General features: G+C 34.5%; 15 protein-coding genes. 6 read left to right on the top strand and 9 right to left on the bottom strand.

Annotated features, from left to right (window positions below; genetic code table 11):
• The first annotated feature begins 72 nt into the window (after positions 1 to 72).
• Both EJA19_RS02110 and EJA19_RS02105 read left to right on the top strand, forming a co-directional pair.
• Positions 73 to 366, top strand: a complete 294-nt coding sequence (locus tag EJA19_RS02110) for a F0F1 ATP synthase subunit epsilon (protein ID WP_125466687.1) — start codon at positions 73 to 75, stop codon at positions 364 to 366.
• A 78-nt stretch (positions 367 to 444) separates the two neighbouring features.
• Positions 445 to 987 (top strand): hypothetical protein, encoded by a 543-nt coding sequence (locus tag EJA19_RS02105; RefSeq protein ID WP_125466686.1) that lies wholly within the window; start codon positions 445 to 447, stop codon positions 985 to 987.
• Here the strand turns inward: EJA19_RS02105 and EJA19_RS02100 are convergent.
• From EJA19_RS02100 to EJA19_RS02070, 7 genes are all read right to left on the bottom strand, one after another.
• Positions 974 to 2,626: an MFS transporter gene (locus EJA19_RS02100; protein WP_125466685.1), complete on the bottom strand. Its 1,653-nt coding sequence runs from the start codon at positions 2,624 to 2,626 to the stop codon at positions 974 to 976. The two genes, EJA19_RS02105 and EJA19_RS02100, sit on opposite strands and share 14 nt — an antisense overlap.
• A 47-nt stretch (positions 2,627 to 2,673) precedes the next feature.
• Positions 2,674 to 3,114, bottom strand: coding sequence for a LexA family protein (locus EJA19_RS02095; protein ID WP_125466684.1), 441 nt, complete (start codon positions 3,112 to 3,114; stop codon positions 2,674 to 2,676).
• On the bottom strand, positions 3,108 to 4,367 hold the full coding sequence (locus EJA19_RS02090) for a Y-family DNA polymerase (RefSeq protein WP_125466683.1): 1,260 nt from the start codon (positions 4,365 to 4,367) through the stop codon (positions 3,108 to 3,110). Before EJA19_RS02090 ends, EJA19_RS02095 begins: the two co-directional genes overlap by 7 nt.
• A 121-nt stretch (positions 4,368 to 4,488) precedes the next feature.
• The gene (locus EJA19_RS02085; protein WP_125466682.1) at positions 4,489 to 4,695 is read right to left on the bottom strand and encodes a helix-turn-helix domain-containing protein; all 207 of its coding nucleotides are present in this window, start codon (positions 4,693 to 4,695) and stop codon (positions 4,489 to 4,491) included.
• Between the two features lie 2 nt (positions 4,696 to 4,697).
• On the bottom strand, positions 4,698 to 5,174 hold the full coding sequence (locus EJA19_RS02080) for a DUF2975 domain-containing protein (protein WP_125466681.1): 477 nt from the start codon (positions 5,172 to 5,174) through the stop codon (positions 4,698 to 4,700).
• A gap of 2 nt (positions 5,175 to 5,176) precedes the next feature.
• Complete coding sequence (locus EJA19_RS02075; protein ID WP_125466680.1) at positions 5,177 to 5,686, bottom strand: DUF2975 domain-containing protein; 510 nt, start codon at positions 5,684 to 5,686, stop codon at positions 5,177 to 5,179.
• A 53-nt stretch (positions 5,687 to 5,739) separates the two neighbouring features.
• Positions 5,740 to 7,230 (bottom strand): aminotransferase-like domain-containing protein, encoded by a 1,491-nt coding sequence (locus tag EJA19_RS02070; RefSeq protein WP_125466679.1) that lies wholly within the window; start codon positions 7,228 to 7,230, stop codon positions 5,740 to 5,742.
• Between the two features lie 78 nt (positions 7,231 to 7,308).
• Here EJA19_RS02070 and EJA19_RS02065 point away from each other — a divergent pair, with 78 nt between their 5' ends.
• The 3 genes from EJA19_RS02065 (at position 7,309) to EJA19_RS02055 (ending at position 10,624) form a co-directional block, all read left to right on the top strand.
• A complete protein-coding gene (locus tag EJA19_RS02065; protein ID WP_125466678.1) occupies positions 7,309 to 9,126 on the top strand; it encodes a TonB-dependent receptor plug domain-containing protein in 1,818 nt (605 codons plus the stop codon).
• 61 nt (positions 9,127 to 9,187) lie between these two features.
• Positions 9,188 to 10,057, top strand: a complete 870-nt coding sequence (locus EJA19_RS02060) for a cupin-like domain-containing protein (RefSeq protein ID WP_125466677.1) — start codon at positions 9,188 to 9,190, stop codon at positions 10,055 to 10,057.
• Positions 10,058 to 10,096: 39 nt separating this feature from the next.
• Positions 10,097 to 10,624 carry a DUF6646 family protein gene (locus tag EJA19_RS02055; RefSeq protein ID WP_125466676.1) on the top strand — a complete coding sequence of 176 codons (528 nt, stop codon included), beginning with the start codon at positions 10,097 to 10,099 and terminating at the stop codon, positions 10,622 to 10,624.
• A 47-nt stretch (positions 10,625 to 10,671) separates the two neighbouring features.
• Here the strand turns inward: EJA19_RS02055 and EJA19_RS02050 are convergent, their stop codons facing one another.
• Positions 10,672 to 11,145 (bottom strand): regulatory protein RecX, encoded by a 474-nt coding sequence (locus EJA19_RS02050; protein WP_125466675.1) that lies wholly within the window; start codon positions 11,143 to 11,145, stop codon positions 10,672 to 10,674.
• A 116-nt stretch (positions 11,146 to 11,261) separates the two neighbouring features.
• Between EJA19_RS02050 and EJA19_RS02045 the strand changes: the two genes are divergently transcribed.
• Positions 11,262 to 16,148 carry an InlB B-repeat-containing protein gene (locus EJA19_RS02045; protein WP_125466674.1) on the top strand — a complete coding sequence of 1,629 codons (4,887 nt, stop codon included), beginning with the start codon at positions 11,262 to 11,264 and terminating at the stop codon, positions 16,146 to 16,148.
• Positions 16,149 to 16,200: 52 nt separating this feature from the next.
• Here EJA19_RS02045 and EJA19_RS02040 read toward each other — a convergent pair whose 3' ends face one another.
• Positions 16,201 to 18,606, bottom strand: coding sequence for a TonB-dependent receptor (locus tag EJA19_RS02040; protein WP_125466673.1), 2,406 nt, complete (start codon positions 18,604 to 18,606; stop codon positions 16,201 to 16,203).
• Positions 18,607 to 18,614 lie beyond the last annotated feature (8 nt).

The following is an 18,614-nucleotide window of genomic DNA, read 5'->3' as shown; positions in this document are numbered from 1 at the left end:
GATGGTGAATTATAAATGAAGACTTTCAAATTAATTCTTAATTCTTAATTCTTAATTCTTAATTAAAAAGAAATGTATTTAGAAGTTGTATCCCCAGAAGACACATTATTTAGTTCAGAAATAGATTCTGTAGTTGTACCAGGTGTAAATGGTGATTTTCAAATGTTAAATAATCACGCACCAATTGTATCGCTACTAAAAAAGGGAACTATACAAATTCACACACATTCTCAAAGTCACTTGGTGTTAGATGATTTACATGCTAGTATTGTGCCTCAAAAAGCAGATAACAAGGTATTAACTGTTGAAATCACTTCTGGAACCATTGAAATGAAAGATAACAAAGTAATTATTTTAGCAGATTAAAGAATAAACTCACAGATAAAAAAGCTCGATAAGTCATTTATCGGGCTTTTTTCATTTTTATGCCTACTTTTATGTCATATGAAAAATGATGACATTATTGTTTCAGAAAGAAATAGACCATTTTGGCAAATTGTTATTGCCTCGTTATGTTTTACCGGAGCATTTGCTATATTACTTTCTTTTATACTCCAGTTTTTTATAAACAATCCTATCCTTAAATTATTTGCAGAACAATTATTTATAAGCTTTTATTTAATTCCTATAGCCATTGGATATTCGTCGCAAAAACGAATTTATATAGATCTTAAAAACTCAAAACTAAAACCTTCTTACGAAATTGGTCCAGTAAAAGTTGGTAAGTGGAAAACTATAAAAAATTACGATTATGTTTCTGTATTCAAACAATTATTAAGTGACGGGAACTATACCTACCAAGTTAATTTATGGTATAATGGTAATAGACATCTCGAGCTTTATGAAAGACAAAATATTACCGATGCCTTTTACGTAGGATTTGAACTTTCTGAACAATTAAATATTAACTTATTAAATGCCGTTAAACAACCCTACGAATGGGTTAATAAAGACAATTGGAAAGAACAATTATCTAAATCTCCTTAGTAATAACACCTACTCTTTGGGCGAAAAAAGCTAAATAAACAAAGCATAAAGCCGCTATCCAATAAGAAGGTAATATTCCTATAATATCGGCCAGTTTTCCTTGCAATGGTGGAATTATTGCGCCGCCTAAAATCATCATAATTAAAAACGCAGAGCCTTGTGAGGTGTATTTCCCTAGTCCCTTTATACTTAAAGCAAAAATACAAGGCCACATAATGGAACAAAACAACCCGCCGCTAATAAAGGCAAACAAAGCCACATAACCACTAGTAAACATACCTATTAACACAGCAAGAAGTCCTAATAGCCCAAATATTTTTAAGGTTAAAGCTGGTTTGTCTTTGCCTAAGAAAAAACCACCTATTTGAATAGCAATACAAACGGCAAATAAAAATAAGTTAGACACATTAAATCCTGTAATATAATTTACAAAAAGCACCACACCAAAAGCCACATAAGGCACTAGGATATATAACCATGTTTTTAGTGTATTAGAAGGATTAAACACCGTTATCGCTCCAGCCCAACGCCCAATCATTAATCCACCCCAATACAAGGAAATTAAGGGTGCAATTTCAGAATCGTTCATCGCTTTTAAGCCTAAAGCATTAAAGGAAACACCATCAATTGTATGTGTTACAAACTTGAGCAACTCACCCAAATTACTTTGAATAGTAACTTCTACGCCTACGTAAGTAAAGATAGCTAACATTCCTAATACAAGTTGCGGAAAACGCATAGCGCCCCAACCTTCACTATTCTTCTTTGCTAAATAGTTAGAGATTAATAAAACACTTACTACAGAGACTAAACCTAAAATGGATAACTTTAAAATAAAATCGTTATTTGGTATTCCTGTATATTGATCAAAAATAAAATAGAAACAAATGACTAATAAAACCGTCATTATAGATAATGATTTAACTGCGTTAGGCGCTTTTATTATTTCGGGATTGGCTTTAGCTTGTGGTAATTTTTTTGAAAAGTAAAATAATGCTGCTGCCAAAAGAAATAATCCGCCCACAGCTAAATAAAGATACTGTATGGTTGATAATGAAATCTCGTGATTGTCTATCATTTGTTTTAATTCGGCTCCCGTTTTTGGTGTAGAACCAAATAAAATAAGTGCAATAACAATTGGGCCTATGGTAGTTCCGAAAGAATTTACACCACCAGCCAAATTTAAACGATGTGCTCCTTTTTCTGGATCGCCTAAAGCAATGGCAAATGGATTGGCTGCCGTTTGCTGTAAAGAGAACCCTAAGCCAACAACAAACAACGCTATAAGCACATAATAAAACACATTAGAATCGCCAGGACTAGCGCCATTAATGGCAGGATACATGGCTACAGCCCCTAAACAACTTAACAATAACCCATAAATAATACCATTTTTATACCCCCAACTATTCATAATGTCCCTGCCTAATGTATTTGATACAACAAATAAGAACAAGGCTCCAAAATAGTAAGCCCCATAAAATGCAAAGTCTACTAATTGAGATTGAAACTGATCGATATTGAAATAGGTTTTACAAAAAGGGATAAATACGCCATTAGATGCCGCGATAAAGCCCCAAAAGAAAAACACTGTAACTAATGTATACAGTGCTTTATTGTAGTTTTTTTGCTCAGTCATTCTTTTTAATTTGTTGTAAGATAGTCTTTTTTAATTGATCTCTAATGTTATAGCTTTTTTATAACATTTGTAACAATTCCCCAAATGACAAATTCGTTTTCGGGGGAAATTTTTATAGGTTTATAGTTTTTATTAGCTGGTAACAACCAAAGTCCATCTTTTTCTACTTTTAAACGTTTTACGGTAAACTCCCCATCTAAAAAACAAACCGCAATTTTATCGTTTTCTGGTTGTAGGCTTCTATCTATTACTAATAAATCGTTATCATCTAAACCTGCATCTATCATACTTTGCCCACTAACTCTTGCAAAAAATGTAGCTTCTTTGTTTTTTATTAACTCACTATCTAACGATAAACGTTCTTCTTTAAAATCGTCTGCTGGCGATGGAAATCCTGCCGAGATACCAGAATCGAAAAAAATGGCACCTTCACTATTACTAGTATCTGGTAGAAAAAAAGTTAGGTTTGTAGATTTCTTAGCTAGCATTTTACTGTTATTATTTGGTTGATATTTGTTGTGTATTTTAAAGATAACCGCTCTTGGCGCATTTTCCAAGTGCGCTCTAAATCCTGATTACCTAATTTTATTTTATAGTCTTTATATTTTTCATTTAGCTTATCTATAGCCAGCATTAATGGTTTGTGTTTAGGGTTTTCATGCTCAAACAAATGTAATTGATAATTATTATTTGGCACTAATCCCATAACAATAACACCTGCGCGTTTATATTTTATACCAGATTTAAACATACTTATTGCCGCTTTTACAGCTTGACTACTAATAATTAATGTTGAATCTGTTGGATACGCTAGATGAACCATTTTACTCGTGCGATGTTGTTGCGTTTCTTTTTTATGCCTATCACTGCTTAAAGTTACTAATATCATATAACAACTAGATTGCTGCTTACGCAATTTTTCGGCACAACTTGTCGCAAAGGTAGACACACGTTCTTTAATATTGTCTATATCTGAAAACGTGTACTCGAAACTTCGTGTTGTGGCAATAGCTCTTTTATTGGTAACCTCATCTAACTGAATGCTAGGAACACCTTCTAAGTCGTTTTTTAATTTTAATTCGGTAATAGAAAAGTTCTTACGAACCCAGTCATTAGAAAGTTGCGTGAAATCAAACGCCGTATCGCATCCTTTTGCTTTTAAACGTTTTGCTAAACGACGACCTATACCCCAAACATCTTCAATTTTAAGCCATTTTAGCGCTTTTATCCGTTTGGTTTCAGAGTTAATTACATACACACCATTTGTTTCATTTGGAAATTTACGCGCTATTTTATTAGCCACTTTACTTAATGCTTTTGTAGGAGCAATACCTACACAGGTTGGAATGCCTGTCCATTTTAAAATACGACGGCGCATTTGGGTACCATAATCGTTAAAATCGTAATATTGAAATCCTTTAAATTGCAAAAAGGCTTCGTCTATACTATACACTTCAACATCTGGAGTAAATTGTTTAAGAATGCTCATAACCCGGCTACTCATATCGCCATACAATGGATAATTAGACGAAAAGATGTGAATGTTATTTTGTTTACAGAACGCTTCCCATTTAAAAATAGGCGCTCCCATGGGTAGTCCTAATGTTTTTGCTTCGTCGCTACGAGAAATGACACAGCCATCGTTATTGCTTAAAATAGCCACTGGTTGCCCTTGCAAGTTTGGATTAAAAACCCGTTCGCAAGACGCATAAAAATTATTACAATCTACTAAGGCGTACATAACAGTGAACTATTAGCAATAAACAACACAAAATTAAAAAAGAGTTGGGCTAAAATAGGAGAAGATAATAGAAAGATTTTAACAGCTTAGATATTAAGCTATGAGAAGTAACATAGTAAAATTAGTCTGGAACATACTCTAAAATATCTGCTGGTTGACAATCTAATGCCTTACAAATGGCCTCTAGTGTTGAAAAACGCACTGCTTTTGCCTTTCCTGTTTTTAATATAGAAAGGTTGGCTGTTGTAATGCCAATAATGTCTGCTAGTTCGTTACTTTTCATGCCCCGTTTTTCCAATACAGCATCTAAATTTATTTGTATCGGCATAATTATATGGTTAAATCGTTTTCTTTTTTTATTAAATGTCCGTTTTTAACAATGTCTGTTATTACTAACATTCCTAAACCAATAATAATTAATAACACATCTGAAGCACCACTAATTGGCATTTTCCCTTTAGAATAAAAAAGGAGTAGTAAATACCATAAAAAACTTAAACTACCTGTAATTAGAAATATGTTGCCTGAAATTTTAAATTGTTTAGAACATTTAGCATTAAAGAAACCTTCTTTAATAATTACGCCTAAACCAGATTTAACATAAAACAATGCAATAAATGTTAGTATTGAAAAAAATAAACTCACAAACTGAGTATAATACCCAAAAATAAATTGAGAATAAAATGTTTTAGGAAAGTTTAAAAATTCAGGTTTATAATACATCAAGAATGTATTCATTATAAAATGAATAATATATAAAACTATACTAATAAAAATCACGGTATATAAAATTTTCACCTTTTTCATAATTATATCGTTAAGTTATTTTCATCTTTCATTTGTTTTGCCGAAGCAAAAGCCTCACTTAAAAACATCATAAAAAGCCCCATAATCAAGAATATCATAAATGTTGAATTTATGTTTATTGAAAATTGGCTAAATAGCACAAGATTTATAAGGAGTTTTAATACTGAAAAACCAAAGGCACAGACAATAAATAGCTGGCCTATCTTTTTTAAATTTATTATTACATCATCTGAAAAATAATTGCCATACGACATGATATTAACCGTTTGCTTTATTAAACGTATCGCGACAAAGTAAATGCCCAATACCGCAATCATGGAAACCACAATTATTAATGTCTCCAAGGTGTCTAGCATACCCAAATCAATTGGTTCCGAATCAAATATATTAACTTGATAGCTTTGATTAGTAAATAGCAAAATAGGCAAGGTTATTACACCAAAGACTAAAGCCATTAACATCAAGTAATAATAAATATCAATGGCTGTTTTAAGAAGCTTGATAGTTTTCATAAATTATTGTTTTTCGATAACAAATATATAAAAATTATCGAAAAACAATAATTTTAATCTACAATATCATTATAAGCCTGTTGCAATTTTTTAATCACCTCTTTAATTTCTTCTTCATTTAAATGCCCAAAACCAAACCTAATGGCACACGTATTTTTATCGTGATACAAGATAGTTTTCGGCAACAATAAATCGTAATGTTTTGCTTTTTCGGCTAATTTTATAAGCGATATTCTCGGGGTGAAATGCAACCAAATGGCTAATCCGCCGGAGGGTTTTTGCCATACCATTTTTGTTTTGAAATACTTTTTAAGGCAATCGCACAAATAATCTAATCGTTGTTTATAAACGGTGCTGTTTTTTTTAATTAAACGGTGTATTTCACCTTCGGCAATAAGCTCGGAAAGCATTTGCTTTTGTATTAAATCACCCTGCTTATCTAATATCTGTAAATAATTTTTAGCTTCATTAATTATATACTCTGGAGCAACAACAAATCCTATTTGAAAACTAGGAAACAACGATTGCCCTAACTTTCCTAAATAGATAACCATGCCATATGCGTCGGAACTTGCCATAGGCTGCATGGCAGATCCTTCAAACTGAAAATCGTAATCGTAATCATCTTCTATAATAGCAAACTTATAAGCTTTTGCTAACTGTAGCAGTTTTAAACGGCGCTCGGCACTTAACGTTACCGTTGTTGGATAATGCCTATGTGCACAAACATAAACACATCGTATGTTGCCTTTTGTAAAATGTGTTTTTATAAAATCGACATTAATGCCATGAGCATCAACAGGAATGGTTTTTACTGTAGCTCCCGCTTGTTGAAAAATCATATTCGATTCAAAATGACTTAAATCTGCTACCAATACAATATCGTTGGGCTTTATTAATAATTGCGACACAATATACAAGCTCATTTCGGTACTTCGCGTACTCATAATATTGTTGGGCGTAATGTGAAATCCCCGCGTAGCGTTTAAATAATTGCTTAAATATTTCCCGAAATTGTATGATGGCTCGCCAGCTCTATTCCATTTAGAAATTAATCCTGTTCGTTTCATAGATGCACTATACCAACGCGAAAATTGATGCGTAGGGTGTAACCGTAAATCGGGTTGCCCATCGTTAACACTATAAGTACAATTTGAAAACTCTTGAGTAGAGGCTAAATTAATTGAGGATTGAAAAGGAAATCCTGCTTTTTTAGGATAATCTCTTACGTGATCTATTCCATGTGTTGTCGCTTTTATTGTTGCTGTTCTTTTTTCTGGAAGAAGTACAAACGTTCCTTTATTAGGAACAATATCTACCCAACCTTGCGATGCTAATTCTTCATAAACAGCTACAGCTGTATTTCTGTTAATTGATAGTAACTCCCCAAATTTACGTGTTCCAGGCAAGACTGTACCTTCAATTAAATAGCCTCGCTGGATTGCATTAATAATTTGTTGTGCTATTTGAATATAAACCGCTGTGGGTTGTGTTTTTTCGAAAAAAATTAAGCGTTTTAATAAAGTTTCAACCGGACCATTCATAGTTTTAAAACTGGACTATTTTAATGATCCGGAAAGTTACGACTTTTGCCGCGTTAAAAAACATGAACTAACAGTATTATGAAATTTATACCCTTTTTCTCATTATTTATATTAGCTACGCTTACAAGCTATGCTCAAGAATTACAACAACAAGATCTAGATTCAGTTGTTATTACATCCTCTAGAATTGATTTACCTTTTAAAGAAAACTCTAGAACCATTACTGTAATATCATCAAAAGATATTAAAGAAAGTCCTGCAACTAGTGTTTCAGATTTATTACAACAAGTAGCTGGTGTAGATATAAGACGTCGTGGCTCGAATGGTATGCAAGGTGACCTTTATATAAGAGGTGGAGGTTTTGATCAAACCCTTCTATTAATTGATGGTATGAAAATGGACGATGCCCAAACGGGACACCACACTCTTAATATGGCTTTACCACTTGATGTTATTGAGCGTATTGAAATAATAAAAGGTCCTGCCGCTCGTGTTTTTGGGCAAAATGCCTTTACTGGAGCTATTAATATTGTTACTAAAAGTAATGTAGACAACATTAATTCAGTGGGGTATCAATTAGGATCTAATAACCAGCAATTAATAAATGGTACGTTTGGGTTTAATATCAAAGGATCGTCACATATCGTGCATGCCTCTTCTAATACTTCCGACGGTTACCGCTATAATACCGATTATGAAAACAGAAATTATTTCTTAAAAAGCACCTTTAATCAAAATAAAAAAATGCCTATAAGTGTAACTGCTAGTTATCAAGAAAGAGATTTTGGTGCTAACGGGTTTTATGCGTCGCCAAGTGCTAAAGACCAATACGAAGAAACGAAAACAAGCTTACTTGGAGTTTCTTCTAATTACAGAAATGGAAACCTTACTCTTAAACCAAGATTGTACTGGAAATGGAATCAAGACATGTACGTGTTTATAAGACACAACCCTGCAGTTTACCGAAACTTGCACCAAACCAACAAAATTGGTGCAGAATTACACGGATCGTACAAATCTAAATTAGGAACCACAGGTTTTGGTGTAGACCTTGCCAAAGTGTATATTTCTAGTAATAACTTAGGTCAACGCGATAGATTTATGACTAATGTATTTATGGAACACCGATTTAAGTTAATAAATGATAACTTAGATATTACACCTGGTGTGGCAATAACGTATTTTTCTGATTTTAAATTCCATGCTTTCCCTGGTATCGATTTAGGCTATCAAATAAACGATAAACTTCGTGTGTACGGAAACATAGGATATACATACAGAATTCCTACATATACCGACTTATACTATAGCGACCCAACTACCCTAGGAAACGAAAACCTAGATCCTGAAGAAGCTATAGCCGAAGAAATTGGTTTAAAATTCAACTCTGGAAAACTACATGCCACAGCAACTGTTTTTAATAGAGACTCTAGAAAATTAATCGACTTTGTAAAAGAAAACGACACCGACCTTTGGCAAGCTACTAATGTAAGAGATGTTAACACAAAAGGGGTGGAGTTACAAACAGACTACACCTTTAATTTGGCGCAATTACCTCAAAATATATCTTTAGGATATACCTTTATCGATGATGATGTAAAAGCTGTGGCCAATAACTTCTCAAGATATTCTATAAACTCTTTAAAACACCAAGTTGTAGGAACTTTAAAAACATCGTTTATAAAACATCTAAATCATAGTATTGTTTATAAATATCTAGAACGCACCACTGGGCAATCGTATATTGTTCTTGATGCCAATGTTACAGCAACTATAAACCAAAAGTTAAACCTATCTCTTATAGCCAATAACATTTTTAACCAAGATTATTACGAAACTAATTTAGTTCCTATGCCAAAAGGCAATATTATTCTTGGTATTAATTACAGGTTTTAACATAACATAAATAGTATTTCCTAACGTTTTCTTAACTTTGATTCTTAAATCTTAAGAGACGTTGAAACTACAACTTCAAGACATTCCTCGGGTTAAAAACATTACCCAAGAGGACTTTATAAAACATTACTACAAACCACAGAAACCTGTGGTTTTAGAACAATTTATTGAAGATTGGCCGGCTGTTTCAAAATGGAATTTAGACTATATAAAAACCATTGCTGGCGACAAAACGGTACCATTATATGATGACAGACCAGTAGATTACAAAGATGGATTTAACGAGCCTCATGCCAAAATGAATTTGGGCGATTATGTAGATTTACTTAAAAAAGAACCGACTAGATACCGCATTTTCCTTTGGAATATTTTAAAAGAAGTTCCGCAATTACAAAAGGATTTCTCATACCCAAAATTAGGTTTAAAATTCTTAAAAGGATTACCTATGCTTTTTTTTGGTGGTGAAGACTCGTACACATTTATGCATTACGATATTGATTTGGCCAACATCTTTCATTTTCATTTTGAAGGGAAAAAAGAAATTATTCTTTTTAATCAGGACCAAAGTAAATACTTGTACAAAGTACCACACTCGCTTATAACACGAGAAGATATCGACTTTTCAAACCCAGATTTTAACCAATGGCCAGCCTTACAGTATGCCAAAGGATTTAAAACGCAGTTAAATCACGGCGAAGTCCTTTACATGCCCGAAGGGTATTGGCATTACATGAAATATGTGACCCCAGGCTTTTCTATGAGTCTAAGAACTATAGCAAAGCGTCCTAAAAATTTAAGCAAAGCGCTTTACAACATTTTTATCATGAGACATTTCGACAACCTAATGCGACGTTTAAGAGGGCAACGTTGGATTGATTGGAAAAATGACCAAGCCATTGTAAAAACCAACGGCTATATTAAAAACTTGTAATATATTTACGCCCTCAAAAAAACAGATAAACACCTTATTATGAAAAATTTACTTGTTATTATCGCATTACTATCTTTTGCTTTTGTTAATGGGCAAGCCTTCTCTGGAAAAGGAGACCAAAAACTACAAGTTGGTGCTAACTTTCAAGATAGTGCAACAGGAGTTAATGTAAGTTACGACCTTGGTTTAGGCGAAAACATTTCAGTAGGTATAACATCAACTTATGCATTAGGTATTGCTAATGGTTTAGAAGACGATGTGGTTGTTAACGGAGAGACTATTGTTGAAAAAGCCGATTTTTTAGATCGATTTGATTTAAAAGCACGTTTTAATGCCAATATTGGTAATGTATTAAACATAGACGAGAATTTCGATTTATATCCAGGATTAAACCTTAGTCTTAAAAACTTTGGAGGACACGTTGGTGCGAGATACTTTTTTACCGATGGGTTTGGTGTCTACTCCGAAGCACAATTTCCTATTGCTAAATATAACGACAAGCTAACTCCAGCAGAGCATATTCACAACCAATTTACGGTTAATTTAGGCGCTGTTTTTAATTTATAATAACATGCATTTTGAATAAAAAAAGAGCCTAAAAAAGGCTCTTTTTTTTATGGAATTAACTCGTTTACTTTCTCATAAACCAAATGCGATTCCCACCCACGATACAATAAATAATCGGCAAGCTTTTTACGCTTTTTCCAAGTGTTCGTTTCCTTTATAGTGTTTAAACGCTTAGATGCTAACACATGAAATGTTTCATAATATTCAACCCCCGATATTTGCGCTAAAGCTTTAGTTATATTGTAAGTAGAAATATCGCGTTGTTTTAACTCACGCTTAAGTCGGTGTTTCCCCCATTTTTTTAATCGGAATTTTCCTCGCACAAAAGCTTCGGCAAAACGTGTTTCATTTAAATAGTTATTTTCAATAAGATGCGATACAATAACATCAATAGCTTGAGGAATCATATGCATTTGCTGCAACTTGTCAACCACCTCTTTATGACAACGCTCTTGGTAAGCACAGTAATTTTCTAGGGTTCGCTTGGCCTCATCAACCGTATATGTTTTGTGTTGCGGCATGTGGGTAAAAATAATAACATTTTGTTAATAATCTATAAACCTCAACAACTTGATTTGTAAGTGATTTCATATATATTTGTAAGTCCTATTTTTAAAAATAGCAAAAAATTCCCCTTATGATTAAAAAATACGCGTTCTCATTAATAGCTTTTTTAAGCCTTATTCTATCTGGATTTGGGCAATCTGACATAATCATTAGTCAATATATTGAAACTGATTCAGGAAGTGCCCCTAAAGGTATAGAAGTAATGAATATCTCTGGTTCTGATATTACTTTTACAACAGATAATAGCTTAGAAGTTTTTCAAGGCACTAATGGCTCTGGTTGCAACAACATAGCGGCGGCTGAAACAACCTCAGGGACTTTAAGAGCTGGTGAAGTTTGGGTTATTGGAACAAACAACCTAGTTACATATGCCATTAATAATGGAACGGATTTAAGTGGAACTACTGAATACGGGTTTAGTTTCAATGGAGATGATGCTCTTCAAATTAGGTTAGCGGGAGTTATTCAAGATCAGTTTGGTGTTTGTGGTTCTGACCCAGGTTCATCATGGGCCAATAATGATGTTTCAACAGCAAATAACAATTTACAAATTCTACCTAGTATTTGTGATGGTGATACCGATGGTTGGATTGATCCTAGTCTAAGGTTTGAAGAAATTAGTATTGGTTCAACTATGACTGGTTTTGGTAATTCTTCATCTATCTGTTTAACCTCAGACAACACCATAACCGTGACACAAGCAACTGGCGGTACAATTACGCCAGGAACAATTGGGGTAGCCAATAACGACGACCAAGCCTTTACAGCAACGCCAGATAGCTGCCATACGTTTGATTACTGGCTAGTTGATGGCGCTAATGTAGGAAATACCAATCCTTATACCTTTACCAATGTTACAGCAGACCATACTATTACAGCCGTATATATAGCGGATACTTTTAATATTACTGCATCTGCAGGTGCCAATGGAAGCATCTCTCCGAATGGAACTTCAGCAGTAAACTGTGGTGATGATATCACCTATACCATCACACCAGATGCTGGTTATGCTGTACAAGATGTTTTAGTTGATGGCGTATCAGTAGGTGCTGTCACCTCTTACGATTTTACTAATGTAAGTGAAGCACATACCATTAGCGTAACGTTTGAGGTTTATACTGGGCCTTGCTTGGAGGAAGGGTTTGAAGGAGGAGAACCCTTAAATTGGACAAATAATGGTTCTTACTTTAATACTGGCACTGCAAACAATGGCACTGGGAAAGCAGGAATGAATGATACAAATGATTGGATAAGAACAGAACAAATCTCTAACCCTAACAATATTATTTTTTGGGCAAGAGTATCAGGAACTACATCTAATTACTCTATCACACTACAGTATTCATTAGATAATATTACATGGATTGACAGTAATCAATTTTCAGCAGACGGAAATAACTCTGGTGATATTACAACATCCTACCAACAATTTAATGTTAATTTAAATCTAACTGGAGATTACTATTTAAGATGGTATATGAGTCCAAGAAGTGGTGGCTCATTCTATCTTGATGATGTTGAAATATATTGTGGCACACCTTGCACACCACCAGCAGATCCTACAGGAACAATTTCTGGAGCAACACCTGTTTGTGCAGCTAATACCACATTAAGTTTTTCGGGAACGGCACCTGCTAATGTAGTTTACTACTGGCAAAATACATCGTTAGGTGAAGATCAAACAAACGATGCTTCAAGCGACTTAACAGTTAGTACTTCTGGCGATTATTATGTAAGAGCTTACAATACAGTAGAAGGTTGTTGGTCGGATGGTGAGATTGGCCCATACAATGTCTCTGTAACGTCATCTGTACCAACCATAGATACACATCCTAGTGATATTACAACGGGTGTTGGCGGGTCGGCATCGTTTATGGTGTCTAGTCCAAATGCTGTAAGTTATCAGTGGCAAGAATCGACAGACGGTGGCAGCACATGGTCCAACATTGGAACCGATTTAAGTGTGCTAGTTGTTAACAATCTTCAATTAGCTGATGATGGCAATTTATACCAAGTGATTGTAACCAATATCTGCGGAAGCACAACGTCTAATTCGGCAACAGTATCAATAACCTCTTCAACAATATTCAACCCTGGAGAACTTATTTTTGTAGGCTATGATGGGCAAGTTAATGGTAGCGGTGCTAACGATGAATTCTTAATTGCCACATTGGTTGATATTACAGCTGGCACAGAATTCTCTTTAGTAAATTCACGTTATGAAGCTGGCGCGCCAGCAAATGTAAGAACCCAAAAATGGGGTGGAGGAAGCAATGATGCCAGTCAACCACCTTTCGAAACTAAAATAACCTATACAGGGGCTTCCGTTATTCCTGCTGGATCAGTGCTTCAATTTGAAGTTACAACTTCAAGTACCTTTATTGTTTATGCAAGTGTAACCGAGGGCACAACCACAACAACAAGAACGAGCGATTTTAATGCTACTGTTGTTACGCCCGGTTTAAATGCTAATATATCTACTTCAGGAGCTGACCAATTATACCTTATGCAAGGTGATTTTATTTCAGATGGTACTATAGATGCCAACGAAGCAAATTATTACTTTTCAGGAACATTATTACACGGTATTACTATAGATACACCTTGGGTGCCTTTAACAAGTGCTTGTGGTGGTTCTACATCAGACTCTGATCGTGTTTCACGTTTACCTGCAGAATTACGCTGTTTTAACGTTGAAAGCGAATATGATATTAGAGGGTATTATGAAAACGATAAAGAGCATGGCCTAGCAACCATAAGAACCATTGTAAATAATGTCTCGGATGTTGCTGGTAACTGGACTCTAGGTTCATATAATTTCGACCCAACAGATAACTCCGCTTCAAGTGCCGGAAAAACATTTACCATAAGCCCAAGCAACCCTGCAGGACAATGGGTTGGCGATGTAGACACTAACTGGTTTAACTGTGCTAATTGGGAAGGTTTGGCTGTACCAAAAAATGCCACTAATGTTACCGTTGATGATTCAGCTTCCAATATAGCAACTATTGATTATACTGCTGATTACTCAGATGAATTTAACGATATTGCCCGCTGTAATAACTTAACTATTGATGGTCATACCGTTAACTTATCTGGAAGCGTCAATAACATTCTAGAAGTTCATGGTAATTTACAAATAGACGCCAATCCTACAAGTTTATTAAATATGGATGATGGTAATACAGCTACGGACGACGGTTTACTATATTTATATGGCGACTGGACTAACAACCAAGGAACGCTAGCATTTGAAGAAGGTAATGGTACTGTTATTTTTACAGGAACCACAGATCAAATAATTTATTTTAATCCACAACCACCATTGCCACCAATTACTACTGAGCAATTTTATAATGTTGTATTAGATAACAATTTTACCACAGGCATTTCTGGCGAGTTATTTGCTAATGGTAACCTAACAATTAATAACACTAGAACACTTACAACTTCTAGTGACGACTATGTTTATGTAAACCTATCCGTAATTAACAATGGTACATTTAACATAGAAAATAATGGATCGTTAGTTCAAGGCGATGACTCTAGCGTGAATACAGGAACTTTAAACATGGAACGCTTAGCATCGGTAAGAAACTTAGATTACGTTTACTGGTCTTCGCCTATTTCAGGATTTAACGTTAGTAATATTTCTTCTACATCGCGCATTTATAAATGGGATCCAACAATAACAAACCCTAATGGTGGAGAAGGCAACTGGGTATCGGCCGTTGGCGAAACCATGGAACAAGGCATTGGCTACATTGTTAGAGGAAATAATGGCCAAGGTGAACCTAGCTCGAGTACCGATTTAAATTTTACAACCAACTTTAACAATGGCGTGCCTTTTAATGGGTATTTCACGGTTGATGTTTCTAGAGGCGACGATGCTACAAGCGATGATGATGATTGGAACCTAATAGGAAACCCATACCCCTCAGCAATAGATGCATACGAATTTTTAACAAATGCTACCAATAGTGCTGTTTTAGATGGTTTTGTAAATCTTTGGACACACGGCACATTACCTGATGCTGCTATTGTTGATCCGTTTTATGACGATTTTGGGGCTAACTATACGGCTAGCGATTATATTCCTTATAATGCCTTAGGTAGTGGTGCTGGTCCTGGACAAACAGTAATAGCCGCTGGGCAAAGCTTTATGGTAAATATGCTTGATGGCAACACAACCACAGAACAAATAGAGTTTAGAAACAATATGCGAGGTACTGCTTTTGATAATTCACAATTTTACCGACAATCTAGCGCCTCGCAAACTCAAAGTGACCGTCATCGTATTTGGCTTGATATAATTCATAACAATCAATCTTTAGGCCGCATATTATTAGGATACAATGCTAATGCCACCGCAGGTAGAGACCGACTTTATGATGCCATAACTGATAATCAAAAGTTATATTCATTAATAAATAATGAGAAATTTAGCATCCAAGGACGTTCTCCATTTCATATTGATGATGCTTTCCCAATAGGTTACGACCTTGATAATGCAGGAAATTACACTATAGCCATTGCTTATTTTGATGGAATGTTTGATGGCGAACAAACCGTTTATTTAAAAGATAACGATTTAAATTTTATCCACAATTTAACCGATGCTCCTTATCATTTTGCTTCTGAGAGTGGCGAATTTAACAATCGTTTCGAAATTGTATTTAGAAACACCTCTTTATCTGTTGAGGAGAATTTACTGTCTAATAACAACCTAACTATTATTGAATTACAAAACGACAATGTCCAATTTTCGGTTAATGAAAGACATAAAATTACCTCTATTGAAATTTTAGATTTACTTGGAAGACAAATTTACACTTTACAAGGCACTAACTCTAGCAAGGTAACACACAACTTATCTAACTTAAGTAGTGCTACTTATATTGCTAAAGTAACCTTAGCTAATGGACAGGTGATTAATAAAAAAGCGATAAAGAAATAAGTCAAAGTCACTATAAATAAAAAAGCGCTGCACAATGCAGCGTTTTTTTTAGTTATAAGCTATACGTGAGAGATACTAAAAAGTTTCGTCCAGCAGAAGCTATTCCAGAAGAATACGTTTTATAACGCTGATCGGTAATATTCTCTAAGCCTGCTGTAATTGTTGCAGAAGGCGATAAACTATATTTAGTTTTAAGATTCACCGTATACCATGACGGTGCATAAGGATTTCCATTCGCATCTAATGCATACATATAAGCTTTACCTTGTTCTGAAGGTGCTAATTGATTATACGATAGCTCTCCGTTATAATTTGCATAAAAATCAACTTTAAGTTTTTTGTTTTCCCATACAAGATGAGTATTTCCAAATTGTGGTGCCACATGCCTTACGGGAACATCTTTTCCATTATTGTCTTCATCGCCACCAATAAAGTTATATTGCGACGTTAATTTTATATGATTACTAACATGCAATTGAATGCCTACTTCAAATCCATAAATATTGGCATGAGATGCGTTTTGAACAGCTTGAATATCGCTTAACTCGCCATCGTACATAATTTGTGATTCCCCATTTAAAGTAAAGTCTCTACGCACAAGCGCATTGTCTAAATAGGTGTAATATGTGGCCAGATCTATTAAACATATTTGATTAAAATTAAGTCCAAGACCTATTTCAGCATTATAAGCATATTCAGGTTTTAAATGGTTATTTGGCACCACTACCGAGCCTGGTTCCGAATCGAAAACTTTACCAACATCGTCTATATTAGGTGCACGAAAAGCTGTTGAAGTATTAACTTTCCAATGTATCATTTTATTAGGTATCCAACTAATACCTAAAGATCCTGTTACGGCATCGGAGTTAATTTTTGTGTCGTTAAAAGGTAAGTTTAAAAAGGTATTATTATTGGAAAAATCGGCATACGTACTTATATAATTGTAACGGATTCCAGATTGTAAAATAAATTGCTCACGTGGTTTGTACTTCAAGTTTAGATAAGCTGCTGCCGATTGCCAATTTGAATTGTCCGGATATCTAGATACAGTATTGTTAGTTGTTCCATTTACAATATTTTGTTCTTTTCCTTTGGAGCTTACTTTATTAAACACATATTCAGCTCCATAAAATAACTCTGTTTTTTGGGAAAGTAGTTTTTCAAAATCGGCATTAAACGAAAGCGCATCAACTTGCTCCTTTCTTATATTCTTTATGGTTGACTGGTAGTCTCTATCGTACCTACTTTCTTCGAAATTTTGATATGCTAAAGTCGTTTGTACTTTATTGTATAAATTAGAACGGCTGCTTAATTTAGTAAATTGAAGATTTCCCATAAACCATTTTTGAGGGCCGTAATACCATTCTGCCGAACGCAAATTCTCGCCACGATAACGAATTAATCTATCATATCTCGGGTAATTAGATGTTTCGGAATAATGCAACCCTAAATCAAAAGCAACATTGTTATTAGGCTGAAATGCCACCTTTTGCATGACATTTATTTGATTGTAGCCTGTTGGTTTTTGCACTTTAGGGTTATCGTTACGTTTTATGTAATCATTTCCGTTGTCATCTTGCACCACATATTCAGGTCTTAAATATGCTTTTGGTCCATGACGTCCCATTCGTAAATCATCAAAATCACTATAACTTACACTAGTTAAAAACGCCCATTTTTTTAATCCAAAATTAACGTCAAAATGGCCTGTTTTTTCATGATTTGCTGTAGCATATCGTACCGTAGTGTTTAATTTAAAGTGAAGGCTATCGGTATAAGACAGTTTAGGTTTTTTTGTATAAAACCCCATAACACCACCAACGGCATCGCTACCATAAACGACCGATCCCGCACCGAGACTGACTTCGGTTCGTTCTACAGAAAAAGGATCGATAGAAATAACATTTTGTAAATTCCCACTTCTAAAAATGGCGTTATTCATACGTACACCATCCACTGTTATAAGAAGCCTATTTGTTGAAAACCCTCTTATCATAGGACTTCCACCACCTAATTGACTTTTTTGCACATAAATAGCACCAGTATTTTCTAATAAATCGGCACTGGTTTGTGGGGTGTTAAATGCTATATCTTCGGCATGAAGACTCATTATTTTTTGAGGAATGTCTTTTTTCTTTTGTTTGAATTTGGAGGCCGCTATAAACACTTCGTCAAGCCCCTCTACCGTTGGTGTTAGGTAAATAATACTTTCTATTTGCGATTTTTCTATACTTAAGTCCTGATAAAGTATGTGGTTAAATGTTATGTTATCGTTTTCAAGAAATTCCGAAATATTGGCCTCACCATCAAAATTAGTAATTGTTGATGTGGTTTTTAATGTATTATAAATGGATACCGCTGGAATAGGTTGTTTAGAGGTTTTATCTAAAACCTTGATTTGTTGAGAAAATACAACGCCTACGATTAGAAAAAAAGCTAGTGTAAAAAAGGGTTTCATAGGGTTTG

Origin of the sequence: Mangrovimonas spongiae (genome assembly GCF_003944795.1) — a bacterium.
Classification (GTDB): domain Bacteria; phylum Bacteroidota; class Bacteroidia; order Flavobacteriales; family Flavobacteriaceae; genus Mangrovimonas; species Mangrovimonas spongiae.
This window is presented reverse-complemented; position numbering and strand designations above follow the sequence as displayed.

What these genes read in the sequence shown, in the direction of transcription:
- EJA19_RS02110 (WP_125466687.1), top strand. Translation starts at nt 73, where the DNA reads ATGTATTTAGAAGTTGTATCCCCAGAAGACACATTATTTAGTTCAGAA.
- EJA19_RS02105 (WP_125466686.1), top strand. Translation starts at nt 445, where the DNA reads ATGAAAAATGATGACATTATTGTTTCAGAAAGAAATAGACCATTTTGG.
- EJA19_RS02100 (WP_125466685.1), bottom strand. Translation starts at nt 2,626, where the DNA reads ATGACTGAGCAAAAAAACTACAATAAAGCACTGTATACATTAGTTACA.
- EJA19_RS02095 (WP_125466684.1), bottom strand. Translation starts at nt 3,114, where the DNA reads ATGCTAGCTAAGAAATCTACAAACCTAACTTTTTTTCTACCAGATACT.
- EJA19_RS02090 (WP_125466683.1), bottom strand. Translation starts at nt 4,367, where the DNA reads ATGTACGCCTTAGTAGATTGTAATAATTTTTATGCGTCTTGCGAACGG.
- EJA19_RS02085 (WP_125466682.1), bottom strand. Translation starts at nt 4,695, where the DNA reads ATGCCGATACAAATAAATTTAGATGCTGTATTGGAAAAACGGGGCATG.
- EJA19_RS02080 (WP_125466681.1), bottom strand. Translation starts at nt 5,174, where the DNA reads ATGAAAAAGGTGAAAATTTTATATACCGTGATTTTTATTAGTATAGTT.
- EJA19_RS02075 (WP_125466680.1), bottom strand. Translation starts at nt 5,686, where the DNA reads ATGAAAACTATCAAGCTTCTTAAAACAGCCATTGATATTTATTATTAC.
- EJA19_RS02070 (WP_125466679.1), bottom strand. Translation starts at nt 7,230, where the DNA reads ATGAATGGTCCGGTTGAAACTTTATTAAAACGCTTAATTTTTTTCGAA.
- EJA19_RS02065 (WP_125466678.1), top strand. Translation starts at nt 7,309, where the DNA reads ATGAAATTTATACCCTTTTTCTCATTATTTATATTAGCTACGCTTACA.
- EJA19_RS02055 (WP_125466676.1), top strand. Translation starts at nt 10,097, where the DNA reads ATGAAAAATTTACTTGTTATTATCGCATTACTATCTTTTGCTTTTGTT.
- EJA19_RS02050 (WP_125466675.1), bottom strand. Translation starts at nt 11,145, where the DNA reads ATGCCGCAACACAAAACATATACGGTTGATGAGGCCAAGCGAACCCTA.
- EJA19_RS02045 (WP_125466674.1), top strand. Translation starts at nt 11,262, where the DNA reads ATGATTAAAAAATACGCGTTCTCATTAATAGCTTTTTTAAGCCTTATT.
- EJA19_RS02040 (WP_125466673.1), bottom strand. Translation starts at nt 18,606, where the DNA reads ATGAAACCCTTTTTTACACTAGCTTTTTTTCTAATCGTAGGCGTTGTA.